Here is a 25888-nt window from a genome sequence, read left to right as displayed (position 1 = left end):
CTATGGCTCCTGCTGCGGAAATCGCTCGGGGTTCAGGACGTGGGTGAGGCTGCCGTTGGCGCGGTAGAGGGCAGACTCAGCATCGGTGCGCGAGAGGTTGAGGCGGGCCATGACGATGGCGGTCTTTACGTCGTTGCCGCTTTCGCGGAGCAGGTTGGCTGCTTGCTCTGGCTTGCAGCCAGCGGCTTCGACGATGATGCGCTGGGCGCGATCCACGAGCTTGGCGTTGGTGGGGCGCACGTTGACCATGAGGTTGCCGTAGGTGGCACCGGTGCGCACCATGACTCCGGTGGAGAGCATATTCAGCACCAGCTTGGTGGCGGTACCGGCTTTCATGCGGGTGGATCCAGTGATGACCTCGGGGCCGGTGACGGGCGTGATGGCGATGTTGGCGGCGAGGGCCAGCGCGGAGTTTGGGACGCAGCTCAGGCCGACGGTCAGGCAGCTCTGTGACTTTGCCCAGGCGAGGGCGCCGAGGACGTAAGGGGTGCGTCCACTGGCGGCGATGCCTACGACGATGTCGTGGCGCTGGCCGTGGGCAAAGCCCGCTTGCTCGAGGTCGCGGGCGCCATCTTCGGGCGAGTCCTCGGAGTGTTCACTGGAGAGGCGGAGAGCACGGTCGCCGCCGGCGATGAGGCCCTGCACGAGGTCCGCGGAGACGGAGAAGGTTGGCGGGCACTCACTGGCGTCGAGGACGCCGAGGCGGCCGCTGGTGCCAGCGCCAATGTAGAAGAGGCGGCCACGTTGCCGGAAGCGCGCGGAGATTTCATCGACGGCCCGGGCGATGGAGGGAAGCTCGAGGCGAACCGCTTCGGCGACTTTGGCGTCTTCGCTGTTGATCAACTGCAGCATCTCGAGGGTGGGGAGCTCATCGAGATGGTTGGTTGCCGGGTTGCGGGATTCGGTTACCAGCTGGGCGAGGTTGAGGTTCGCGGGAGAAGCCATGTTGGAACCATCCTACCGGAGGATGGGAGCGCGGAGATTCGGTTGACTGCTTTACTCGGTTCGTAATGCTTTTGCCGGGTCCAGCCGAGCGGCGCGAGAGGCTGGGAGCAGGCTCGCTCCGACAGCCACGGCGGTCAGGAGCAACACTGCGAAGCCCAGAGTCAGCGGGTCCCAGGCTTTGAGCCCAAAGAGCATTGCGCTTGCTCCGCGTCCGGCGAGGATCGCGAGCAGCGCTCCGATGGCCACACCAAGGGCCAGCATCTTCGCGGTGTCGCGCATGACGAGCCCGATTACCTGCCCGCGACGCGCTCCCAATGCGATGCGAATTCCGATTTCGTTGCGGCGCTGCGCAAGCAGATAGGAGAGCACTCCATAGAGGCCGACGATCACCAATATTGCCGCCAGCACTCCGAAGAATCCCGAAAGCATGGCCATCATGCGGTCGCCGACGAGGTTGTCGCGCAGGTCCTGCTGAAAATCTTCGAATTGCATCGACATTTCCGGGTACTTTGCTGCAATCCTTTGGCGCACGACATTGGTTGCGGCTGCGGTATCACTGGTTGCGATCATGACTGCAACCCACGATCGCTCTGCTGCCGGGGGCAGCTGCGCCAATGGTACGAAGGCCATGGGAGGTGTCTCATGGCGCAGATCATCGTCATACTTTGTATCCGGGATGGTGCCTACGATCTCATAGGTGCGCGCGGGATAGTCCGGCTCCGGGATGACGCGTACATTTACGCCTATCGCCGGGCCACGGCCAAGAAATTTCTTGATGAAGGTCTGGTTCACGATGAGGACGTAAGGCGTGTTGTTGGTGTCCATGTCAGTGAAGCTGCGCCCCGTCAGCAGCGGAATGCCGGATGTTTTGAAGAAGGTGGGACTCACGTATGTGAATTTGCTCGATCCCTCCGCGGTGTCTGTATGCACTCCATGGGTCCAGCTTCCGCCGAGCATGAGGATATGTGTTGTTCCTGCGGCGTTCTCCACACCGGGAGCATTGCGGATTTCTTCGATGAGCTGCCGCTTGAACGCTGCCTGGTTTTCGGGCGCGATCTTCATGCGTTCAAAGCCAAAATAGCCAATGCTCATGCCGGTTTCCCGCACACCGGTGTTCAACGTGACGAGGTTGCGATAGCTGCGCACAAACAGGAGAGCTCCGACGAGCAGGACCATTGACACTGCGATTTGAGTGACTACCATCAGTCGCTGCAAGCTGAACCGCTCGCGATTGCCAACTACTCCCCGCTCGCCGGCACGAATGGCCGCGATGGGATCGGCTCCGGCGCTTCGCAATGCGGGGGCTGTTCCAAAGATCACGCATGTTAGCGCTGCCACGCCCGCAGCAAACAGTAGCACGCGCCAGTCCGGTTGGACATTCAACTGAATTACATATTGGCTTGTATTCAGCGATAACACCAGCAACCGCGCCAGCGGCTGGGCCACGGCCACACCCAGACCAGCTCCGATCCCTGCCAGCAGTCCGCTCTCGATAAGCATCTGCCTGACGAGCCGGCCTCGCGATGCGCCCAGCGCCATGCGGATGGCAATCTCCCGTTGTCGGACGCTTGCCCGCGCGAGCATCAGGTTTGCCAGATTTGCACATGCGATCAACAGAACGAGCCCTGTGATGGCCAGCAGCAGCCTGAGCGACGCATCGTACCGTTCGCGGAGAGCACTGATCCCAGAGCCTGCGGGGACCGCCTCAAGGCGAAACGACTTGTAGTGTTCAGTTTGCTTCGCACTATAACCCGTTGGCGCTGTGCTCTCGAAGAGGCCGTGGCTTAACGATGCGAGATATCCGGAAGCCCTCGCAAGGTCCCATCCTGGCTTCAGCCGTCCCATCACGGAATACATAAACATATCGCGCCGCGGGTTCGGGCCGGGACACATCGGGTAAGCAATGTCGAATCTGTCTCCAACAATCATGCCGAAGAAGCCCGGAGGTGTTACGCCCAGCACTCTGACCGTTTCGCCTTCTACGGCCAGCGTAGTCTCCGGCGTGATCGGCGCTCCGCCCATGTCTGACTGCCAGAAGTTGTAGCTGACCACCGCTTTCCAGGCTTTGCACGAAGCCTCATCCTGCGGGCCGATGAGCCTTCCCTGCCAGGGAGTGATGCCTAATACGTTGAAGAAATCGCCGCTTACCTCGAGGCTGGAGACATGCCGGCCCTCGCGGTTTTTGCCTAGCGTCAACCCATCGGACTGCCAGGCAAAGACTCCGGCGAACGGATCGTGATGCCGTTGTATCTCCTGCCACATGGGGACGGTGAAGTTTGCGTAGTAGCGTTCGGTGAGGCCGAAACTAGGGCCACCAACAATACGCAGCTCTGCGAGCTCATCTGGCCGAGCGACCGGCAGACTGCGCAGCCGTACCGCGTCGAGCAGCTCAAAGACCGCAGTGTTGGCGCCGATGCCGAGCGCCAGCGTTGCGATGGCCACCAGAACAAAGCCAGGGCTTTTTGCGAAGCCGCGCAATGCGTAGCGTACATCGCGCACGATGCTGTCGAGGCCGAGAGTGGTGTCTTCAGCCGAGACGCGCTCGCGCATTGCTGTGGGATTGCCGAATTCGAGACGCGCAGCACGCTCTGCTTCTTTGCGGCTCATGCCTTGCGCTACGTCGTCGTCGATGCGCATCTGCATGTGTTCGCGAAGCTCGCTTTCAATCTCGCGATCCATGTGGCTACGCCGGAAAAGTGCCGCCACGCGGCGAAACATTGCCATCACTCACCTCGTACCAGGCGAACTTTCGTGTGTACCCATTTCGGAAATAAGATCGTGCCATCCGTTGCGTCGGGCACTCCCCGCCGAATATCCCATCTGTCACTCCGTCCGCAAGGCTTTTGCTGGATCGAGCCTCGACGCGCGTGAGGCCGGGAACCAGCTTGCGCCGATGGCTACTGCTGCCAGCAGCAACACAGCGAAGCCCAGAGTCAGTGGATCCCAGGCTTTCAGCCCGAAGAGCATCGCACTCGCTGCGTGGCCTGCGAGCAGGGCGAACACGACGCCGGCGGCTACACCGAGCGCAAGCATCTTCGCGGTGTCGCGCATGACGAGCCCGATTACCTGCCCACGACGCGCGCCAAGGGCGATGCGTATTCCGATTTCGTTGCGGCGCTGCGCGAGCAGATAGGAGAGCACTCCATAAAGGCCGACGATCACCAGTATCGCTGCCAGCACTCCGAAGAATCCTGAAAGCATGGCCATCATGCGGTCGCCCACCAGCGTGTCCTGTACATCCTGCTCATAGTTATCGAACTGCAGAATCATCTGCGGATATTTCGCCGCAAACCTCTGGCGCACCTCATTGATTACAGTAGGACCATTTGTTGCTGCGATCATTACTGCAGCCCATGGTCCATCGGCTGTGACTGGAGTCTGTGCAACTGGCACAAAAGCCATTGGCTCCATTGCGATGCGTAGGTCGTTGTACTTCGTATCCGGAATTGTTCCTATCACCTGCATCACGCGTTCCGGATACTGCGGCTCCGGCATTACGCGCACCATCTTTCCCAACGGCTGTCCTTTAAGAAATCTGCGAATAAACATCTGGTTCACGATGACCGCTAACGGCGCATGGTTGGTGTCCTGGTCAGTGAAGTTGCGCCCCGTCAACAGCGGAATGTTCATGGTGGCAAGGTAGCTTGGACTCACGTATGTGAACCTGATCGAACCTTCGTTGCCATCCACATGCACTTCGTGGCTCCAGGTTGGTCCTGTGAGTGGAGTATTCGATGTCACCGCCGCATTCTCCACTCCGGGCAGACTCTTCACTTCGGCCACCAGTTGGCGCTTGAAGTCCTCCTGGTCTTCGGGTTTGATGTGCAGGCTGTCCCAATCGAAATAGGCAATGGTGATGCCTTTCACACGCATTCCAGGATCGAGCGTCATCAAATTGCGGTAGCTGCGCACGAAGAGCAATGCGCCGACCAACAGCACCATAGAGATCGCGATCTGCACCACGACCATCGTCCGCTGCACAGAGAATCGCTCCCGGCTGCCATAGACGCCGCGCTCTCCGGAACGAATCGCCGTAATGGGATCGACGCCCGCACTGCGGAGCGCAGGAAACGTGCCGAAGACCATGCAGGTGATCGCCGCAACGGCAGCGGCAAACAACAGCACGCGCCAGTCCATCGCAACGTTAAGCTGAATCGGCGACTGGCTGGTGCCGAGCGAATGCACCAGCAACCGGCTCAACGGCTGTGCCAGCACGATGCCCGAGCCTGCTCCGATCAATGCCAGAAGCCCACTTTCGATGAGCATCTGCCGCACCAGTCTTCCTCGCGTTGCGCCCAGCGCGATGCGGACCGCAACCTCGCGCTGGCGCACACTGGCCCTAGCCAGCATCAGATTGGCCAGGTTGGCGCATGCAATCAGCAGCACCAACCCAGTGATAGCCAGCAGCAGATTGAGCGAGGAATCATAGTGCTCGCGCAGCGGGCTTATTCCTGCACCTGCCGGGGCCGCCTCCAGCTTGAATGACTTGAATAACTGGATCGTCGCGGCGTCGTAATCCGTAGGGGCCACGCTTGCGAAGAGCCCGGGACTCAACGAGGCTAGATAGCCTGTGGCCTGCGCAATGTTCCACCCGGGCTTGAGCCGTCCCATAACCGAGTACTTGAAGTACTCCCGCCGCGGATTCGAGGGCGTGCACGTCGGATACGCGACGGCAAACTGCTGGCCGACAATCATGCCGAAGAACGAGGGTGGCGTCACGCCCAGCACCTGCACCGTCTTGCCGTTGACCATCAGCGTGCTTTCAGGCGTGATGGGTGCGCCGCCCATCTCCGATTTCCAGAACGGATAACTGACAACGATCTTCGAGAGCTCGCACGAACCCTCATCCTGGATCCCGAGCAGGCGCCCCTGCCACGGCCGGATGCCGAGCACAGAGAAGAACTCGCCGCTTACTTCCAATCCGTGCACGTGCCGCGTTTCGCTCAGTTTGCCGACCATCGGCTCTTCGGTATGCCAGGCAAAGACGCTTGAAAAGGGATCGTGATGCCGCCGGATCTCCTGCCACATCGGGGTCGTGAACGTCGAGTAATTGTCCTCGTTGATGCCAATTCCGTGGTTTCCGCCAACGATGCGCAGCTCTGCGAGTTCATCCGGGCGCGCGATCGGCAAGCTGCGCAATCGCACTGCATCCAGCAGCTCAAAGACCGCCGTGTTGGCGCCAATGCCCAGTGCAAGTGTTGCGATGGCTACGAAAACAAAGCCGGGGCTTTTTGCGAAGCCGCGCAGTGCGTAGCGCACGTCGCGCAGGATGCCGTCGAGGCCTAATGCTGCGTCTTCAGCGGAGACTCGCTCACGCATTGCTGCGGGGTTGCCGAATTCGAGACGCGCAGTGCGCTCTGCTTCTTTGCGGCTCATGCCTTGCGCTACGCTGTCGTCGATGCGCATCTGCATGTGCTCGCGCAGTTCGAGCTCGATCTCGCGCTCTACGCGGGAGCGGCTGAAAAGACCTGCAAGTCTCCGAAACAAGGCCATCTATTCACCTCATGCAATTCAGAGCTCACGGGAGATGCGCTCGACGAGATATGAAAAGCCGGGAGCGCGAAAGACAACATAAAAATCTAGGCGAAGCGCAGGATTGCCTGCACGCCTTTGGCTACGTCCTGCCAGTTCTTTTCACGCTCGGCTAGTTGTTTTTTGCCTGCTGCCGTTAGCGCGTAGTACTTTGCTTTGCGTCCGTATTCGGTGACGGCCCATGTGACCCGGACCCAACTGTTTTGTTCCATGCGATGCAGGGCGGGGTAGAGCGAGCCGTCTTCGACGATGAGCAGGTCGCCGGAGACCTGGCGGATGTGCATGGCTACTCCGTAGCCATGCATGGAACCGAGCTGCGAGAGGGTTTTGAGGATCAGGAGATCGAGCGCGCCCTGGAGATCGTTTTTTGCCATGTGCCTGGTCTTTGCTCTAGATGTCTACCCTAGACGGCGAGGGTAGGGAAAGAGTAGGGCTTCTTTACCCTAGTTGTCAAGGGAAGAACTATTTGCGTCCATGAGTTCGTGAGGTGTCGAAATCTCCATCTCGTGCAGGAAACTTCCCGTGACTTTCGTTGGATTGACCGCGCCCCGAACCAATGCAATCATCGCAACAGCCATGCGTGCGCCATTTTTGTTCCTGTGTCTGCTTGCCGTCCTATTCGGCAGTCTGCCCGCCCATGCCGATCAACCACCGATTGAGGTCGCCAGCCCGCACTTTACCTTAATCACCGCCGCAGGCGAGAAGCAGGGCCGTCATCTTCTCGACAACTTCGAGCGCATGCGCTGGATGTTTCAAACTCTTTTTCCCAGGGCCAAGGTCGATCCGGATACTCCTGTCATCATCATTGCCCTGCGCAACAAGAAAGAGTTCCAGACCTTTGAGCCTAAGGAATACATTGCCAAGGGCCAGCTCAATCTGGCCGGATACTTCCTTAACACCAACGAGCGAAACTATGTCCTGCTCCGTCTAGACGCAGAGTCTGAAGATCATCCCTACGCGACCGTTTATCACGAGTACACACACCTCCAGTTCCGCGATGCCGGGGACTCGATGCCGCTCTGGCTGAACGAAGGTATTGCGGAGTTCTTCCAAAACACCGAGTTCCATGACAAGCAAGTCCTACTCGGCGAGCCCAGCGCCGCCGACATCCTTTATCTGCGCGAGGCATCGTTGATTCCCCTTGCCACGCTCTTTCGCGTCGATCACAATTCACCCTATTACCACCAGGAAGAAAAGGGCTCAGTCTTCTACGCGGAATCCTGGGCACTCACCCACTACCTGGAGGTAACCGGCCATCAGAGCGGCAAGGATCGTATCGGCGACTACATGACCCGCGTAAGCCAGCATGAAGATCCGGTCGTCGCAGCCCAGGAAGCCTTCGGCGACCTAAACGAGCTGCTAAAACAGCTTGCGTATTACATTCGCGGAGCCCAATACAAGGAATTTATTTTGAACAGCGCTGCCGCGCCTATCGACTCGGCCAGTTACAAGGTCCGCACCATGACCCAAGCCGAGTTCGATGGCCGCCGCGCCGATGTTCTGGCATATGCGGGCCGCGGCGACGAGGCGCGGGCACTGGCCACATCCATCATGGCCGCCGACCCCAAACTCCCCGAGCCCCACGAGACCATGGGTTACCTGACGCTGACTGCCGGAGACCACGAAGCCGCGCGCAAGTGGTACGCAGAGGCCGTCCAACTCCACTCGCAGGACTTTCTGGTCTACTATCAGTTCGCCACTCTCTCGATGTCGAGCTCCGATATATCCGTCGGCCAGCAGGTTGAAAGCAGCCTCCGTACCTGCATCCAGCTCAACCCCAGGTTTGCGCCGGCCTACGACGAACTGGCTGCGTGGTACGCCAGAAAACACGATCGTCTCGATGAGGCCCAGGCCCTCGACCAACAGGCTGTGCAGCTAGACCGCACGAATCTCTACTTTCGCCTCAATGCCGCCAACCTGTACATGATGCGCGACCAACTCGATCGGGCCGATCAGACCCTGCAGTTTGCCCGGACTCTGGCCAAGACTCCCGATCAGGCCGCGATGATCGAGGACCGCGTGAAACTCATTGCCTCCATGCGTAAAGCACGCGCCTCCGGCGCTACCTTCGTGTCCCAGTCCAACCTCCCCACAGTTGCCGACACTGGCACAAGCGTCAAGGTCATTCCTATAGAAAATCCGCCGAAGCATCCCGTCGAACCAGCGAAAGGACCGAGGCACACCGTTCTGGGATCTATCCGCAATGTTCATTGCGACTCGCCTTCCTATCTGGAGCTTCAGGTCCAGATCGCAGGCAAGCCCACGGCGGTCTCCCTTTATTCCAGCGACTACTTCAACCTCGACCTCTCGGCCCTGGGTTTCGAGCCGAAGAAAGAGATGAATCCTTGTCGCGACTTAAACGGATTCACCGCTAAAGTCACCTACGCTGAAAGCTCAGACAAGACCATCGACGGTCAGATCGTCTCTGTAGAACTGCACAAGTAGAGTGAAGCCAGAGTTATTGTGTCCTTTCCAGCTCCTGTGATTGCTGGCCACGGTCTGTAGGTCGCGTCGAGTTCGAGTCGTGGCTTCGGGATACGTCGGCTCTGGTTTTGCTATAGGCCCACCAGAAGCGGGTTGCCCGCCTGCCGATCTGAAGCAGTGACGTCGCTTTGCCCGAGATGTCTACCCTAGGCAGCGAGGGTAAAGAGAGAGCGTGGCTCCATTGCCTTAGTTGTCAAGGAGAGAAGAGGTGATCAAGCCAGCTCGATGTTTCTCGAAATCTAAACTGCCAAGGTTCGAACTAGTAGGCTCCGCCTAGGGGCGTTTCCCCATTTTCGTTGGGACGCTTGGCGTTGACGAGATAAAACTCGGGACTGTCCAGTTTCGTGAATGGCAGCACGCAGAGAGCACCGCCAAGGACTGCCGCGTGTCTGCACGCGTCGAGGAATGGTTCCCAATCCGATGAATCCAAGTCAGACCAAAACACCTTTAACTGGCTGTTTTCTCCGGATACTATGCAGAGAATTTCGTTGAGATTTGATTCGACGAGGTATGTCCTGATACGGGCGAGATCGGCCGTTGAAAGCAATGAATCGTTCGACGTTTCTAACTGCTGGCGGCGACAATCGGCCAGGAGAAGGCCCTTTCTACGCAATTCTGCAATAGACCAGAGGATGAAGAGATCACCCGGTCTGGACGCGGTTATAAGTGACTTCATTGCGTCGAAGTTGTCAAACGCAATTGGCTCCCCACCGCGACCTGCGCAGTAGTAGAAGTGAGCGCCCACAATCCAATCTTCGGAGAGTGCTTGTTGGATGCGCCCCAAATTATCCGATGAAAGAATGTTTGGGCCTTGGACGGTCCATCGATGGTCTGGGCTCGGTGGAGTTGGGAGATTGTCCATGCGCTAGTGTTTCATTCTCTGTGCGTAGTTCTTCAAGAATTTTGAAGGAGAAATAGATCTCCTTTGAGGATGACAGAAATAAAGGCAATTACAAAATGGGATATTGGTGATGCGGGCGGTGGTCGTTACCCACTCATTCAGCAAATAACGCTGAATGAATGGGGCACTCCCGATTTGTGGTTGAGGTGGACTAAAAGCAGATCCCCTTCGGGGATGACAGACCAGAAAAGCAAGAGCAAAAGCAGATCCTTCACTGCGTTCAGGATGACAAGGCTTCGCGTGAAGATCTTTGCGTTATTGGCGGAGGTCTACTACGGTGGCGCCGGCGCCGCCTTCTAGTTGGCTGGGTTCGGTGATGCCGGCTACGTGGGGGTGGGTGCGCAGGTAGTCGCGGAGGGCGCGGCGCAGGATGCCCATGCCGGTGCCGTGGATGACTCGCACTCTTGGTAGGCCGGCTAAGAATGCCTGGTCTAAATACTTTTCGAGCTCGTTGGTGGCTTCGTCTACGGTGTGGCCGATGAGGTTGATCTCGGTCTTCATGTTGTCGCTGGCGCTGCTGGTGATGGAGACGCGGACGCCTTTTTGTTTTGCTACTGCGGCCAGTGGTGTTTCTTTGGTGGCTGGTTTGTCTGTGGGCGAGACGGCGGCGATGTCGTCGCGGCGGACGCGCATTTTGAGGGTGCCGAGGGCTACTTCGAAGAGGTCTTTTTCGAGCTCGCGGGTGATGTTGCCGATGCGGTTCATGGACTTGATGCGAACCTGATCGCCGACGGCAATGTTGCGGACGAGATGCGGCTGGGCGTTGGGGTCGTCCTTCCACCCCACGGACGAAGACCTGTCCGTGGGGGCCCCGGAGCCGGCTCCGCTGCGATGGGCGACGACGGTGGAGTTGAACTGCTCTTCGAAGTCGCGGCGGAGGCGAGCGATGCGGCGCTCGGACTCTTTGGAGAGCTTGAGCTGTGCGCCTTTGTCTTCAATGGCGGAGACGGTCTGGCGCATCTGAAATTCGAAGTCTTTGAGGAGCGAGCCGAGCTTCTGCTCCAGCTCTTTGGTGCGGCGTTTGGTTTCGATGTCGCCTTCGCGGGTGAGGCGGGCGCGCTCCTGGTTGAGGGCGTATTGTTCGGCGCGGGCGGCTTTGCGTTCGGATTCGAGCTCGGTGAGCTGGTTGTGGAGATTGGCGAGGAAGCGGCCGATGTCGGCTTGCTGGGTGCTGAGGCGCTGGCGGGCTTCGGTGATGATGGCGGTGTTGAGGCCGAGACGGGCTGCGGTGGCGATGCCGGCGCTGGCTCCGGGGATGCCGAGCTGGAGGTGGTAGGTGGGGGCAAGGGTGTCGGGGTCGACTCCAGCGGCGGCGTTCAATACGCCGGGAGTGTTGGCCGCGTAGACCTTGAGGCTGGTGTGGTGGGTGCTGATCAGGGACCAAGCGCCTGCGGTGCGAAAGAAGTCAGCGACGGCTACGGCGAGGGCGCTGCCTTCGTCGGGGTCGGTGGAAGAACCTAGTTCGTCGAGGAGGATGAGCGAGGATGGGGTGACGAGGTGTGAGATGCGGTTGAGGTTGACGATGTGAGCGGAGAAGGTGGAGAGGGCTTGTTCGATGGATTGGGCGTCGCCGATATCGGCTAAGAATGCGGTGAAGATGGGCTGGGTCGCGCTGGCGGCGGGGACGGGGATTCCGGCCTGGGCCATGACAGCGCAGAGGGCGGCGGTTTTGAGGGTGACGGTTTTGCCGCCGGCGTTGGGTCCGCTGATGATGAGCTGGCGCGCTGGATGGCCTAGTTCGATGGTGAAGGGGATGATTTCACCGCTGGAGGCTTTGAGGCGTTTTTCGAGCAAAGGGTGACGGGCGGATTCGAGCTTGAGGGTTGGCTGAGGAAGGCCCGGGGCTAAAGCCCCTTCTGCCCTGGGGCTGGTTTTCCGGGGGCTGAAGCCCCCGGCTCCCTCCGCCGTGGCCTCGCCACCTTGGTTCGCGATGTTCTGATTGCTATCAGCGTTGGCTTGTTTGGCCTGATCCGGAAAAGTTGGCTGGGTGCAGTTGAACTCGCGGGCGAAGCGGGCGCGGGCCTGCAGGGTGTCGAGGACGGCGAGGATGCGGGCTCCGGCGATGAGTTGCGGGGCGTGCGTGGCGACCAGGCGGGTGAGGGCGACGAAGATGCGGTGGATCTCGGCTTGTTCTTCTTCTAGGAGGCGGACTAGTTCGTTGTTCTCTTCGATGGTTTCGAGGGGCTCGACGTAGACGGTCTGGCCGGAGGAGCTGGCTCCGTGGACGACTCCGGAGACGCGGCGTTTCTGCTCGGCTTTGACGGGGATGACGAAACGGTCGCCGCGGATGGTGATGAGCTCGTCCTGTGTCTGGCCGTCGGAGGAGAGACGGCGGAGGGCGGCGCGAAGTGAGGCGGCGATGGCCTGCTGCTGGCGCTGCTGGGCGTGGCGAATGCGGGCTAGCTCGGGGCTGGCGTCGTCGGCGAGGGTGCCGTCGGGGAGGAACTTGCGCTGGATGGATTCGGCGAGGGGCTTTAGGGATTGGTGGAGGGGTAATGAGAGATCGAGGAGTCCGGAAACTGGGGATTTTGTGGTTTCCGAAGCATCCCTCCCCGGTCTCAGTATCGAGACCGGGGGCACCCGTATTTCTGATTGACCGGAAACCTGGGGCGCTCCGTTTTGGATGATGGATTGCCAGGAGGCGATGGCGTGGGCAAGGCGGGCGATGGATTGGAATTCTTCGAGTTCGAGAGCTGCGCCGGGGATTTGGGACTTGTCGGCTAGTTCGGTGGGGTCGAAGAGGCTGCCCAGGCTGAGGGTGATGCCGGAGTCGAGGAGGGTGCGGAGCTCGTGGACCAGCTGATGCTGATGAGCGATCCATGCGGGATCGGTGGAGGGCAGGAGGGTGAGGATGCCGTCGCGGCCGACCTGGGATGAGGCGTAAGTTGTGATGAGGGCGAGGAGCTGCGGCCACTCCAAGGAGACTGCGTCGAGGTGGGGGACGGGAGATGGGGTGGGATCGAGCAGGCCTGTGGGGACATCGTTGGATTGGATATCTGTGGACATTCCTTGTCTATGGTAGTGGCTAATGCCAACCGAACCAGAATTCAAACGGATCGTGAATGCTGGAGAACTTTGAATTGCGACAGAGAGGATAGGATCTATTGCAGATTCTCAAGCTGAAGTGAACTGGATGGGTCATGAGTGACGATGAGGCATTGAAGAAGCGTTCTGCGATGGGGCCGATTTGGTGGAGGCTGATCGTCGGAGTGTTGTTAATTCTCGATGTGGTGAGGGTGCAGTTCTTTCCCGACCCGAATGTCCCCGAATATCTGAAGCCAGACAATGCAACGCAACGAATGGGCATGGAAGTCTCCTATGTCCTCATCGCGGCGCTAGGCGTTTGGCTCGTGTACTCGGGACTGACCAAGCGGCGCAACGCGCGTATGCGGGCGAGTAATTCAGATGATTCGAAGCAGTGACTGTTCTCGACCTGCGTCGGTATTCGGACGTCCTGCGGTTGGAACTTCAATTCTGATTGCGGGTGCTTTCTCTCTTTTGTGCATCGGATGCCGCCACGCAGAGTTGTCGGTTCAGGACCACCCGAGATTATCGCCTGATGTGAAGTTGCTAGATGTGTCGTTCCGCTCGGCCGCGCTGGGGAGGGAGATGTCGTACCGGGTGTTTTTGCCGCAGAGCGTGGCGGACGGGCATAATGCTGAGCCGCTGCCGGTGGTGTATTTGCTGCATGGGAATGGCGGTGGATTTCGGGACTGGTCGAATGAGTCAGATGTGGCGCGGTATGCAGCACTCGGGGCGATTCTGGTGATGCCAGAGGGTGGTGCTTCGTATTTTCTGAATGCGGTGGGGCGGCCGAAGGACCGGTATGAGGATTATCTGACGAAGGATTTAGTGAAGGATGTGGCGGAGCGGTTTCCGGCGCGAAGGGATCGTGCTGGACGAGCGGTGATAGGGGTTTCGATGGGTGGGTATGCGGCTCTTAAGGTGGGGCTGAGCCATCCGGAGGAGTATGGGTTTGTAGGGGCGATGAGCCCGCCGGTGGATGCGCCGGAACGCGGGTTCAGCTGGCGGCGGTTCTGGCAGTGGTGGAACTTTCGCGAGATTTTGGGGCCAATGGGGTCGGAGCAGCGGCGAGAGCGGGATGTGTTTGCGCTGGTGGATTCGGTGCGGCCTGAGGCTACTGGTTTTGTTTATCTGGGGGCGGGGGAGCGGGAACCGTTGCTTGATCCGGTGCGGCGATTTGCGGGGCGGTTGCGGCGGCGGGGGTTTGCGTTTGTGTTTCAGGTGAAGCCGGGTGGGCATGACTGGGGCGAGTGGAATCGGCAGATCCCGGATTGCTTCGAGCGATGGAAGACCATCGCTGTGCCGGGCGGGATTGCGGCCAGCGGGCATTGATCTCGCTGTCGATTTCGCTGTCTGCAGGCAGATAGACAAGGGCTTCCATCTGGCGAGGGGCACCATCGACGATGAGCGGTTTGAAGTGGAGTGTGAAGGCGCGGACGAGTGCGGCTTGTTCGGCGCCGTAGTGGTCGGAAGGGCTGCGGTAGGCTTCGCGAACGCGTCCGGCGCGGTCGGTGCGGATATAGATGGGAGTTTGTTCCAAGGTGGGGTGATTTTCGGAGGAGGCTGTTTCGGCTGAAGCGGCCTCGGTTAAGTCAGGTGAAGGAGTCTGCGAGGTCGGCCGACCTATGTAGACGATGTAGCGGCGTGCATAAAGCGCGGTCGGGAGTTGCAACAATGTTTGCGCGGTTGCTGTTGAAACGGTGGAGGTCGCGAGCTGCTCCTGAGACGAGGTGAAGCGTGTGGCTTTGAGGAGCCGGTAGAAGGAGTGGGCAAGAGGTTCAAGCCGAACGATGTGACCGCGCACGAGGAGGTTGGGCTGGAGGTTATCGACGATGGTGTGCGGGATCTGCTGACTGCCGAAGGGGGCGTAATCGTCGAACCAGAGGGAGCGGTGGATATCGGTGATGCCCGCGATGCGGGGCTCGGCGTTGCGGAAGCAGAGTTGAGCGGTGTCAGGTGACGCGTCGCTGGTTGAGGTGGAGATACAGGCCTCGGAACTGAGGCCGATAGGGACTTCGCCGGGAACGCGGCGCAGGCGTGTGGCTTCGGGGACAGGATTGAGGATGCCTGCGAGGAAGTCCTGTATCCAGCGAGGGTAGTAATCGCCGGAATTGTGCTCTTCCACGACATTGCCGTTGACGATGCGGGTCTGGCGAAAGCCGGGGGATCGGATTTCCGTTCGATAGGTGATGGCGTTGAGCCAGAAGATTTCGATGGTGGCCTGCATGCGGGCCTGGATGGGATCGGTACGCGCCGGTGCGTCCGCTGGAGATGTGGCGCCAGCGGGAGGGGAAATGGCGAGGATGAGGTGGAATGGCTGATCTCCTTCGCTTAAAGCGCAAAGGCGCAATGCACGGTCCACCGCAACAGAGTTAGGAAGCGAAGATGCTTCGGCGGACGAAGGTTTTCGCCAGAAGCACCCGCAAAGTGTGCTGCAGATGATGGACGCGCAGCTCAGGCCAGCCACCAGGGCAGAGGCGCGCATGGGGGGATCGTAGCATTCTGAATAAGTGATTTAGGTCATTTTTGTTCAGTGAGTTACTAATGATAGGAAAGTAACTTATCGAGAATTGTACAAGTGCCCTTTTTGTGTTCGATGTCGAACGTAATCACTTACTTGAAGATTGTTTCTCTCATAGGGATTCGCCAATGATAGTTCCGTATTTCATAGCATGTTGGCGGCTAGGTTGATTGGGTCAACGTAGATGTGGACCGGGTGGATTTCGGTCGAAAGAGAGGAACATGCCGCCAGCGGGTTGCGTATCCGTGAGGCAGAGCGGTTTGGCATTCGAAGTGGATGCCGGAGGCGCGTATGTATTGCACGGGTTGTAGCCAGGCTTTGGTGGCGGGACAGGCGTACTGTCCGCGATGTGGCAGGGCAAGCGGCATGGTAGCGCCGATATATGTTGCGCCCATGGCTCCGCTGGCTGTGGTGGAACGGCGGGTAGATGCGCTGGGAGTGGCGTGGCTGGTATATGCGGGGCTGATTCTCCTGACGGGCGCGGTGGGATTGACGATTGCGCGACACGCTCTGGAAGGGCATGAGGTGTGGGGTCCGCATCACTGGCATGGGCCGTTTTTTCCGCTGTTCTTTTTGAAGTTTGGCTGGTTTGCTGTTCTTGGCAGAACGGCCCTGGCGGCTGCTGCGGGGTGGGGGCTGCTGCAGAAGTATAGCTGGGCCCGATATGCGGCGATTGTGGCGGCGTGTCTTTCGTTGATTCATCCGCCGCTGGGAACGGCGATTGGCATCTGGACGCTGGTGGTGCTGCTGAAAGGGGAAAATGCGGTGGGGTATCAAGCGATGGCGGGGTGAAAAGGCAGGGACCAGGGAATAGGGACCAGGGACCAGCCAGCGGTTGCCGGACGGACCAGGGGTCAGAGATCAGTTTCTTTGCTGACAGTGGGCGGTGAACAGTGGACTGCTGTTCTGCTGAGGACCGGGCTTGTATGGGTTGCGGGTGAGGTGGGACTAGAATCGAGGATATGGATTTTCCTTTGATTCGTATGCGCCGGATGCGGCGTACGGAGCCGCTGCGGTCGCTGGTGCGGGAGACGCGGCTGGAGCCGGGGCAGTTGATTTATCCGCTATTTATTTGTCCGGGTGAGGGTGTTCGGAAAGAGATTGGGTCGATGCCGGGGGTGTTTAACCTGAGTGTCGATGAGGCGCTGAAGGAAGCGGAAGAGGCTGCGCAGCTTGGTCTGGGCGGCCTTTTGCTTTTTGGGCTGCCGGAGTCGAAGGACGAAGAGGCCACCGGTGCGTGGGACGAGAACGGGATTATGCAGCAGGCGCTGCGGGCGATGAAGGCGACGGCTGCGGCGAAGAAGCTGGTGCTAATGGCGGATGTGTGCCTGTGCGAGTACACGAGTCATGGGCATTGTGGGGTAGTGCGGAAGTCGGGTGAGGAATATGAGATCGAGAACGACTCTTCACTTGCACTGCTGGCGAAGACGGCGGTGAGCCTGGCGCGGGCGGGAGCAGATGTGGTGGCTCCGAGCGACATGATGGATGGGCGTGTGGAGGCGATTCGCGATGAGCTGGATGCGGATGGGCTGGAGCAGGTGCCGATTCTGAGCTATGCGTCGAAGTTTGCCTCGGCGTTTTATGGACCGTTTCGCGAGGCGGCGGATTCTGCTCCCCAATTTGGGGACAGGCGCAGCTATCAGATGGATGGCGCGAATGTGCGCGAGGCGATGCGGGAGATTGAGCTGGATCTGGGTGAGGGTGCGGACATGATCCTGATGAAGCCGGCGATGCCGTATCTGGACGTGATTCGGGCGGCGCGGGACCGGTTTGATGTGCCGATGGGGGCGTATCAGGTTTCGGGCGAGTATTCGATGCTGCAGGCCGCGTTTCAGCGGGGATGGCTCGAGCCACAGCGGGCGATGATGGAGCCGCTGATTGGGATTCGGCGGGCTGGGGCGGACTTTATTGTGACGTATTTTGCGAAAGATGCGGCGAAGGTTTTGTAGGGACCAGCAGACAGAGATCAGGGGTCAGAGAACAGGGGACGGGATCAGGTTGTGACGTGGACGCGTAGAGGGGTGTTGAAGTCGCTGTCGCGGACGGCGCTGGTGCTTTCGCTTGAGGATGTGCTCAGTCTGGCGCGGCCTTTGTTAGGGCAGGACGGGCAGGGCCAGAAGCCGGCAAAACCCGGTGAGATGTCGCGGCCTACGTATGAGGTGCAGGCGCGTGGGGTGAAGCTGACTTCGCCGATTGCGGGGACGCCGCTTGGGGTTGAGTTTACCGATATGGCGAAACAGTCGGGGCTCAATGTAAAGACGATCTATGGCGGGGAGCACACGAACAAATATCTGCTGGAGACGACTGGCTGCGGGGTCGCGTTCTTCGACTATGACCAGGATGACTGGGTGGATATCTTTCTGGTGAATGGATGGCGGCTGGAGGGATTTCCGAAGGGCCAGGAGTCTATCTGTCACTTATTCAAGAACAATCGGGACGGAACGTTTACGGATGTTACCGCTAAGTCGGGGCTGGGAAGGTCGGGATGGGGACAGGGCTGCTGCGTAGGCGACTATAACAACGATGGGTGGAATGACTTATTCGTCAGTTACTACGGGCAGAATGCGTTGTTTCGCAACAATGGCAACGGCACATTTACTGAGGTGACGAAGGAGGCGGGGCTGTTGCAGTCGAAAGTGCGGTGGAACTCGGGATGCGCGTTTCTGGATTATGACAAGGACGGGCATCTGGATTTGTTTGTCGGGAACTACATTGATTTCGATATCAAAACAGCTCCGCTGCCGCAGGATGCCGGTTGCGCTTACAAGGGAATTACGGTTGCGTGTGGACCACCGGGGCTGCTGGGTGGGAAGAACATACTGTACCGCAATAACGGCGATGGGACGTTTACGGATGTAAGCCAGAAGGCAGGTATCTGGGATACGATCGGGACTTATGCGTTGTCTGTCGCTGTGGGAGATATGGATAACGACGGCTGGCCGGATATCTATGTGGCGAATGACTCGACGGCGGCGACTTATTACCAGAACCAGAAGGACGGCACGTTTAAGGATGTAGCGATCGAGGCGGGGATTGCTTACTCTCCGGATGGCAAGCCGCAAGCGGGAATGGGCGTGGCGATTGGCGATTTCAATCGCGACGGACTGCTGGATATTGTGAAGACCAACTTTGCCGGAGATACGGATTCGCTGTATCTAAATCTCGGCGATGGGACGTTTGACGATCACACGTACTTAGCCGGATTGGGCGTTAATACGCGCTTTCTGGGCTGGGGCGTGGGATTTCTGGATATGGATAACGATGGATGGCTGGATATTTTGATTTGCAACGGCCATGTGTATCCAGAGGTGGATGGGAAGCAAGTGGATGCGCCGTATGCGGAGCACAAGTATCTGTATCGCAACTTAAGAAATGGGCAGTTTGAGGAAGTTACGAAGCTGGGCGGACCGGGAATCACGGATGCGGCTCCGGCGCGAGGATGTGCGTTTGGGGATTATGACAATGACGGCGATGTGGATGTGGTGGTGAACTGCATCAACAGCGGGCCGCAGTTGCTGCGCTGTGACCGCACGGACGATGTTACGAAGAAGCGGAACTGGATCAAGATCCGGACGGTGGGGACGAAGAGCAATAGGACGGGGATTGGCGCGCGGGTGATGGTGACTGCGCAGGTCGATCCGAAAGCCGCGAAGCCGATGGTGCAGATCGATGAAGTGCGGTCGGGCGGGAGTTATTACTCGCAGAACGATCTGCGGTTGCACTTTGGGCTGGACCAGGCGGCGAAGGTGGATCAGGTGGAGATTCGCTGGCCGTCGGGCGCGGTGGATACGCTGAAGAACCTGGATGTGAACAAGCTGTATGTGATCCAGGAGGGCGGGAAGGTTCTGAAGACTGTCGATTACGCTGCGCAGGCAGGTAAATCGTAGCTGTTTTCGACAGTGGTTTGGGTAAACACATTCCGCGTGGTTATGGCGCGATTCAAAGAAAAGTGATTGCGGGTTCAACTTACGCCCACGAAGTTTCGTCTGCCTGAACGGTACGGCAAGAACGGCAGCGAGAGCTGGTGGGGTGTAGGGTCTGAGCCGGTTTTGGCGGGTGTTGGCGGCGGTTTCCTTGGGTATGGGAGCCGGTTTGCTGGTCTGGTGCGGGGGTGCGACCAGATCTGGGGTCGTTTTTGCGCGCCCCGGTACGGCTGCATGGACGCAAGGGAGTGATGAGCCTGATCCAAATGCAGAGTGTGCCCGGTGTCATCAGGCGATCTATGAGCGCTATCGCAAGACGCCGATGGCGAATGCTAGTGGGCCGGCGGCGGCTGGATTTTTACCGGGGGAGTTTACGCATGCCGAATCCGGCGTGACGTTCAGGTTGGAAAAGACAGATGGCCGCGTATTTCTGAGTTTTGAGCGGGATGTGGATGCGGGGCGAGGTGAGAACGCCAATTCCGCTGATTGGCCGCTGAAAGGACAGCGTGAGCTCCGTTATTTTCTCGGCTCAGGGCGGCGCGGGCGCACGTATCTCTTTGAACAGGATGGGTACTGGTTTGAGATTCCGGTGAACTGGTATGCGAAGAAGCGTATCTGGGACATGGCTCCGAACTATTTACATGCGACGGAAATGCCGTTGACGATGCCGGTGGATCCGGGATGCTTGCGATGTCATAGTTCGGGGGCACAGTCGTCGCTGCCGGAGGCGCGAAACAAATATGCCGCGGCGCCGTTTCTCCATGGCGGGATTACCTGTACGGCCTGCCACGGGGATGCCGCGGAGCATGTGGCTTCGGGTGGCAAGATGCGGATGTTGGATTTAAAAACACTGAAACCACTGGAGCGGGACTCGATCTGCCTGAACTGTCATCTTGAGGGTGATGTGGCGATTGAGCACAAGGGGAAGCGTTGGGAGCAGTTCAAGCCGGGGGAAAGCATCTTCGACTATGCCAGCTACTTTGTGGTGGAGGGTGGGAAGACAGGAGATGAGCGTGCGACGAGCCAGTGGGAAGCTCTGCTGAAGAGCGGATGCAAACGCGGGGAGGGAGACAGGCTGACGTGTACAAGCTGCCATGATCCACATGGGTCGGTGTCGGTGATGAGCGCTGAGGAACGCGCGGAATATTACCGGCGGAAGTGTTTGCAGTGCCATGATCCTGAGGCAGTGAAGGCGGAAGGAGCAGAGGCAAAGACCGGATTTGCGGCGACGCATCATGCAGAGAACCGGGATTGCACGGCGTGCCATATGCCGAGAGTGCGGGCGGAGGATATCGCGCATGAACAGGTGACGGACCACAGTATTCCGCGTATTGCGCAGAAGGGTGGGCAGTCTGCCGTAGCGACGAAGGAGACGCTGGAAGCTATTGGGACCGAGCCTGGCGTGGCTCAAGCGAGTTCGGAGCGCGATCTTGGCCTGGCGTATGCACAGCGAGCGCTGCGCGGCGACCGGGCTGCAGGCGAGCGTGCGCTGGAGCTGTTGCGGGCTTCGGAAGCAGATCTGGCGGAGAAAGCGGACGCGCCATTGCATGAGAGCCTTGGACTACTGGATCAGGTGAGCGACGATCTTGCCCGTGCAGAGAAGGAATATGGCATGGCTCTGGCTGCCGATCCGCATGATGCTGTGGCGGCGGGAGATCTGGCGTTGATTCGGGCGCGGGCGAAGGATTATTCGGATGCGGTGCGGCTATGGCGGCAGGCGTTTGAGGAGAATCCAGTAGAGCTGGGCGCAGGACATAATCTTGCGGTGATGGAATGCGCTACGGGCGACAAAGAGGCGGCGTTGGCGACGCTGGCGCGTATTTTTGTGTTTTCTCCCGATGATGCGGCAGCGCACAAGCTGGACCGGGAGATACGGTCAGACCGGGGAACCTGTGAGGCGCGAGCAGGAACGCGGTAACGATCCTCAACAGTTACGTGCCGGCGTTTCGTGGGTCGTCGCAAGACACCCGGCTAGGACAAATGTCATACCAAGGGTGGATGCGCTGCCGACTCAAGGGATCGAGAGCCAGTCTGATTTTGGGCTTTCCCTGGTTCATTTCCGATATCTGAAAAGAGAGAATTTCGCTACTTAAACGTTTTTGTTGAGCTGCAGGTAAAGGCATTTACTGCGGAGAATTTCGTTGTCCGCAACTGGACAGAGGAATTGAGCTGGAAGGAAAAAAGTCAGCAATGCGGGCCAGGAAAGTGCGATATCTCTGTCCATATAAATGCAATGTCATTTATATGACAATTCATTTGGACATGACTCTATTGGATGTTTATTCGCGGGAGAGATTAATTCGGCTATGGAGATGCGCGCGGTTTGTGAAAAGTTTTACTTACAAATTAAGTTGCGGCTAATGAATGATTTAGGTGGGTATAAAAAGAGTCGAAACGAGCGTAGACGGTGACAGCTCGATGAAAACGATTTCATCTTTTGTTATGTCGTATTTCGTGGTGCGGGCTCGAAAATTCTGAGCTGATCCGTTGACAGGCGTGTGTTGTTTCCTCTAAAGTTCGTCGGTGTTCCGAAGTGTCTCTTTTGTCCGTATCTGGAAAGCAGGGGAGCTGCCATGACCAGAGCGGTCGCTTCGGACTGGCCGTTGTGAATAGAAGAGAACAATGGCGAGTAAGAGCGGGCCAGCATGTGTGGGACCCGCCGAGACGTTTCTTCAGGCCGGCAAGTGTTTTTGAAGTTTCCTGTAACCCCTCGGAGACGACTGTTTTGCAAATGATTGCAAGGAAAGCAGCCACGGGGATGGAGGGAAATGACGAACGTTTTTCGGGCTGAGGAACGGTTTGTCCAACAAACGGATTGAAAGATTTCAGGAGACCGCATGACTAGACACTTGCGGGCAGCATCCTGGATGGCACTCCTCGCCATCGGATGTTTGCTCTCACTTGCACCCGCGCGCGCGCAATCGGTTTACGGATCGATTTTCGGCACGGTGACAGATACGACTGGGGCGGTAGTACCAGGCGCAACGGTTACGGTTACGGACGAGACTAAGGGCACCGTCGTCACGGTGGTTTCGAATGAGACCGGCGACTACACGGTTTCTCACCTTATCCCCGACGTATACGACCTTAAAGTCGAGGCCAAAGGCTTCGATAGCTACGTCAGCAAAGGCATCACGGTACAGGCGGATACCTCGCCGCGCGTGGATGTGCCGCTGAAGGTGGCAGGCGCGACGGGGCAGACGGTCGAAGTCAGCGCAGATGCAGTTCCCGAACTGAAAACCGACCGCGCCGATGTGGCGACAGTATTCGATCAGCAGGAAGTTTCCGATCTGCCAGTGGGCGATCAGAACTTTACAAACCTGCAGCTTCTGCTTCCGGGTGCGCAACTTCTCGGATGGTCGCATGCGGCGGATGAAAACCCGCAGGCATCAAGGCAGATTCAGATTGACGGCCAGGCGTTTGGCGGTGTGGCGTACGAACTGGACGGCACGGATAACCAAGACCCGATTCTGGGTATCGTGGTCGTGAATCCGTCGATGGACTCGATTACCGAGACCAAAATCACCACGCAGAACTTCGACGCCGAACTGGGCAAAGCTGTATCGGCCGTTATGGCGGTGCAGACGAAATCGGGTTCGAACACGCTTCACGGCAGCGCTTACGACTTCCGTACGTCGAATGCGTTTCTGGCGCGTGAACCATTTTCACAGGGCTCTCCGAGTGCAGTTCCTGGGGGTATCAAGAACAAGTTTGGCGGATCGATCGGTGGTCGCGTGATCCGGGACCGGCTCTTCTTCTTTGGCAGCTATGAGGGGCAGAGGCAGAGGGGCGGAACATCGAACGTCGATACTCTGCCTTCCAAGCTTGTGGCTACAAGCTGTCTCAGCGGCAGTGGATGCGACTTCAGTGAGTATCTTGCCAATCTACCGACTGGGCAGGGTCAGATTTACAACAACTTTGCCCCGCAGCAGATCAACCCTGCAACCGGTAAACTTGAATCCCAGCCCTTTGCGGGAAACATTATTCCTGATGCGATGGTTTCGCAGGAATGGAAGAACATCCTGACGACGCTGCTGCCATATATCAACGCAGAATCGGGCGGCAGCCTCGGCGGTCTGGATGGGAACTACAAGGCCACCGGCGGCGGCGGCTTCAACAGCGATATGTGGGCTGTGCGTGTCGACGATACGATCAGTCAGAAACAGAATGCGTTTGTCCGGTTCACGCGCTGGACGAACACGCTGAGCGGCGGCCAGATGTACGCAGGTATGGGCGGCCGCGGATTTGGCATCGGTGGCTACGGCGGAAATTCGAGCAGCGCGGATGACAGCGTCGCGGTGGGCACGGATTACATCATTAATCCCAAGCTCATCACCGATCTTCGCCTTGGCTATTTGCGCTACAACATCGCCGACGCGAAGAACGACCAAGATGCGCAATCAGGCAATGCACTTGGACTAACTGGCGTAAATACTGGAGTAGTGACAACAGATGGCCTGCCGTCGTTCAATATCTCGACGATGGCTGGCGGAGGTACGCAACCTCTGTGGGGCGATGGATTGAATATCAGCCGTTGCAACTGCCCTCTGATTGAGCGCGAGGATCAGTTCCAGATCGTTAACAACTGGACGAAGACGCTCGGCAACCATGAGATCAAGGTTGGCGCCGACCTTCGGTATGGACGTAACCTGCGCGTACCATCCGATGTAAACCGGTCCGGACAGTACAACATCACGGCCGGCCCTACATCGAACAACGGAGCGGATGGCCTTCCCTTCGCGAGTATGGCGTTGGGCGATGTTGCAACCTTTAACCGGTATGTATCGACCTCGACCAATGCCAAGGAGTTCCAGAAGAGGACGTTCTTCTATGGGCAGGACACCTGGCGCGCGACGCAGAAACTGACGCTGAACCTGGGTGTTCGCTGGGAGTACTACTTCCCGGAGAGCGTCAACGGAGCCAACCAGGGCGCTCTGCTAAACATGAGCGATGGTTATCTCCATGTAGCCGGTGTGGGCGGCATCGGAACCAACATGGGTTGGAGCGCTCGGATGTCGCACCAGTTCGAACCGCGCGTCGGTATTGCCTATCAGCTCAATGAAAAAACCGTTGTGCGTGCAGGATATGGCCGCAGCTTCGATATCGGAGTCTTCGGATCGATCTTCGGCCATACGGCGACACAGAACCTGCCGGTTCTTGCCGACCAGAGTCTTTCGAATGCGGCTAACTCTAATACCGGTGTTGCCTTCTGCCTTGGCTCCGATGCGGACAATCCAGGTTGTGTCGGGGGAGCCAACTTCTCGAAATCCACGACAGTTGCAAGTACCGGTGGCCCGGTTCCGTACTCATTCCCGTCGGTTCCTTCGAATGGGCTTCTACCGAACCCTGGATCAGAGGTTGAATCGAAGGGCCGTCAGAACCCACTTCGTTTCCCGACGCTCGATGCGTGGAATGTAAGCTTCCAGCGTGCGCTGACTCCGACCCTTTCGCTGACAATGACGTACGTGGGCAATAAAGGAACAAACACACTTAGCGACGGTGATGGCAACAGCACCAACACGAACGAAGCTGCAATTGTATTGCCTGGATCGACGACGGCTTATGGTCAGACGCTATCGAGCATTACTGGACAGTCGATCCGTTATGATCCGTCGGCATCGAGCGGCAGCCTGCCCGACGCAAACGGCAACACATCCAACCAGAACCTTCTACAGCGGTATTACGGCGGCGCGTTAGCGGCATGCGGTGGTCCGTGCTTGTGGACGCAGCAAATCCAGTTTGATGGTGACGATCAGAACACCAACTTCAATGCACTGCAGGTGGTATTGCAGGAGCAGCATTGGAAGGGGTTGGATTTGACGGCCAACTATCAATGGGCCAGCGCGTTCGATGAATCATCGGGGTATGCGACGTGGAGCAAGCGCGTGGCGTATGGTCGCGACAGCAATGTGCGGCAAAACGCGTTTACGGCTTACGGCAGCTGGCAGGTTCCGGTTGGCCACGGCAAGAAATACATGGGAGGGGCCAACAAAGCGGAAGATCTGATGCTGGGTGGATATGAAGTCTCCAGCACAGTGAATATCTCCAGCGGATTGCCGATGACGTTGTCCTTCAACTGCAACGGTGAAATCCCTGGGTCAGCGCCGTGCTATCCGAATACGAGTGGTGCGCGAATGAAGACGTCCTTGACATCTTTTGATGCAGCCACGCAGACGCGAATTTTCTTCCCGGCGCAAACGATCGGCGGAGGAATTTTCTCCGATCCGGGAGTTGATAACATTGGCAACAACGGCCGCAACACTTACTGGGGGCCAAGCTTCTGGAACACCGATATTTCGGTGCAGAAGACCTTTGCCGTCTGGGAGAGGGTGGATCTGAAGGCACGTGCCGATGCCTACAACGCGTTCAACCATATCAACCCAGGAAATCCGCAGACGAACATTCAGTCTCCAGGCACTATCAACGGAGAGGCGCCTGGGCCTGGACCGCGTTACCTGGAGCTTTCTCTGAAGGCTACCTTCTAACCTGAATCTACAACGAACAGCAAGCGGGGAGCTTCGGCTCCCCCTTGTTTTTGTAGGGACTAAACTCGTATTG

Annotated in this window: 14 protein-coding genes; 8 read left to right on the top strand and 6 right to left on the bottom strand. The window is 58.4% G+C overall.

Translation table 11 applies throughout. From position 1 onward, the window contains the following. The 4 genes from murQ to OHL22_RS07790 form a co-directional block, all read right to left on the bottom strand. Complete coding sequence (murQ, locus tag OHL22_RS07805) at positions 1-945, bottom strand: N-acetylmuramic acid 6-phosphate etherase (protein ID WP_263335096.1); 945 nt, start codon at positions 943-945, stop codon at positions 1-3. Positions 946-996: 51 nt separating this feature from the next. Then, complete coding sequence (locus OHL22_RS07800; RefSeq protein WP_263335094.1) at positions 997-3669, bottom strand: ABC transporter permease; 2673 nt, start codon at positions 3667-3669, stop codon at positions 997-999. A 99-nt stretch (positions 3670-3768) separates the two neighbouring features. Beyond that, entirely contained in the window at positions 3769-6438 is a 2670-nt protein-coding gene (locus OHL22_RS07795) for an ABC transporter permease (protein WP_263335091.1), read from the bottom strand. An 86-nt stretch (positions 6439-6524) separates the two neighbouring features. Then, positions 6525-6851 (bottom strand): PadR family transcriptional regulator, encoded by a 327-nt coding sequence (locus tag OHL22_RS07790; RefSeq protein ID WP_263335089.1) that lies wholly within the window; start codon positions 6849-6851, stop codon positions 6525-6527. 148 nt (positions 6852-6999) lie between these two features. Here OHL22_RS07790 and OHL22_RS07785 point away from each other — a divergent pair, with 148 nt between their 5' ends. Next, complete coding sequence (locus OHL22_RS07785) at positions 7000-8922, top strand: DUF1570 domain-containing protein (protein ID WP_263335086.1); 1923 nt, start codon at positions 7000-7002, stop codon at positions 8920-8922. A gap of 298 nt (positions 8923-9220) precedes the next feature. Here OHL22_RS07785 and OHL22_RS07780 read toward each other — a convergent pair whose 3' ends face one another. Both OHL22_RS07780 and OHL22_RS07775 read right to left on the bottom strand, forming a co-directional pair. Beyond that, positions 9221-9823, bottom strand: a complete 603-nt coding sequence (locus OHL22_RS07780) for a hypothetical protein (protein ID WP_263335084.1) — start codon at positions 9821-9823, stop codon at positions 9221-9223. A gap of 294 nt (positions 9824-10117) precedes the next feature. Further along, entirely contained in the window at positions 10118-12868 is a 2751-nt protein-coding gene (locus OHL22_RS07775; RefSeq protein ID WP_263335082.1) for an endonuclease MutS2, read from the bottom strand. Positions 12869-13002: 134 nt separating this feature from the next. On the opposite strand from OHL22_RS07775, the gene OHL22_RS07770 reads away from it, so the two are divergent. The 7 genes from OHL22_RS07770 (at position 13003) to OHL22_RS07740 (ending at position 25815) form a co-directional block, all read left to right on the top strand. After that, positions 13003-13284: a hypothetical protein gene (locus OHL22_RS07770; RefSeq protein WP_263335081.1), complete on the top strand. Its 282-nt coding sequence runs from the start codon at positions 13003-13005 to the stop codon at positions 13282-13284. Between the two features lie 139 nt (positions 13285-13423). Beyond that, positions 13424-14218: an alpha/beta hydrolase gene (locus tag OHL22_RS07765; RefSeq protein ID WP_263335079.1), complete on the top strand. Its 795-nt coding sequence runs from the start codon at positions 13424-13426 to the stop codon at positions 14216-14218. 1555 nt (positions 14219-15773) lie between these two features. Then, the gene (locus OHL22_RS07760; RefSeq protein ID WP_263335077.1) at positions 15774-16199 is read left to right on the top strand and encodes a hypothetical protein; all 426 of its coding nucleotides are present in this window, start codon (positions 15774-15776) and stop codon (positions 16197-16199) included. Between the two features lie 170 nt (positions 16200-16369). Beyond that, positions 16370-17356, top strand: coding sequence for a porphobilinogen synthase (gene hemB / locus OHL22_RS07755; protein ID WP_263335073.1), 987 nt, complete (start codon positions 16370-16372; stop codon positions 17354-17356). A gap of 51 nt (positions 17357-17407) precedes the next feature. Next, positions 17408-19294 carry a CRTAC1 family protein gene (locus OHL22_RS07750; RefSeq protein ID WP_263335072.1) on the top strand — a complete coding sequence of 629 codons (1887 nt, stop codon included), beginning with the start codon at positions 17408-17410 and terminating at the stop codon, positions 19292-19294. A gap of 172 nt (positions 19295-19466) precedes the next feature. Continuing rightward, complete coding sequence (locus tag OHL22_RS07745; RefSeq protein ID WP_263335071.1) at positions 19467-21248, top strand: multiheme c-type cytochrome; 1782 nt, start codon at positions 19467-19469, stop codon at positions 21246-21248. Positions 21249-22167: 919 nt separating this feature from the next. Further along, entirely contained in the window at positions 22168-25815 is a 3648-nt protein-coding gene (locus OHL22_RS07740) for a carboxypeptidase regulatory-like domain-containing protein (protein ID WP_263335070.1), read from the top strand. Positions 25816-25888 lie beyond the last annotated feature (73 nt).

The organism is Acidicapsa dinghuensis (assembly GCF_025685685.1).
Classification (GTDB): Bacteria; Acidobacteriota; Terriglobia; order Terriglobales; family Acidobacteriaceae; genus Acidicapsa; species Acidicapsa dinghuensis.
Note: the sequence above shows the minus strand (reverse complement) of the source record. Positions and strands in the feature narration are given on the sequence as shown.

What these genes read in the sequence shown, in the direction of transcription:
- OHL22_RS07795 (WP_263335091.1), bottom strand. Translation starts at nt 6,438, where the DNA reads ATGGCCTTGTTTCGGAGACTTGCAGGTCTTTTCAGCCGCTCCCGCGTA.
- OHL22_RS07740 (WP_263335070.1), top strand. Translation starts at nt 22,168, where the DNA reads ATGACTAGACACTTGCGGGCAGCATCCTGGATGGCACTCCTCGCCATC.
- OHL22_RS07760 (WP_263335077.1), top strand. Translation starts at nt 15,774, where the DNA reads ATGGTAGCGCCGATATATGTTGCGCCCATGGCTCCGCTGGCTGTGGTG.
- murQ (WP_263335096.1), bottom strand. Translation starts at nt 945, where the DNA reads ATGGCTTCTCCCGCGAACCTCAACCTCGCCCAGCTGGTAACCGAATCC.
- OHL22_RS07780 (WP_263335084.1), bottom strand. Translation starts at nt 9,823, where the DNA reads ATGGACAATCTCCCAACTCCACCGAGCCCAGACCATCGATGGACCGTC.
- OHL22_RS07770 (WP_263335081.1), top strand. Translation starts at nt 13,003, where the DNA reads ATGAGTGACGATGAGGCATTGAAGAAGCGTTCTGCGATGGGGCCGATT.
- OHL22_RS07775 (WP_263335082.1), bottom strand. Translation starts at nt 12,868, where the DNA reads ATGTCCACAGATATCCAATCCAACGATGTCCCCACAGGCCTGCTCGAT.
- OHL22_RS07790 (WP_263335089.1), bottom strand. Translation starts at nt 6,851, where the DNA reads ATGGCAAAAAACGATCTCCAGGGCGCGCTCGATCTCCTGATCCTCAAA.
- OHL22_RS07800 (WP_263335094.1), bottom strand. Translation starts at nt 3,669, where the DNA reads ATGGCAATGTTTCGCCGCGTGGCGGCACTTTTCCGGCGTAGCCACATG.
- hemB (WP_263335073.1), top strand. Translation starts at nt 16,370, where the DNA reads ATGGATTTTCCTTTGATTCGTATGCGCCGGATGCGGCGTACGGAGCCG.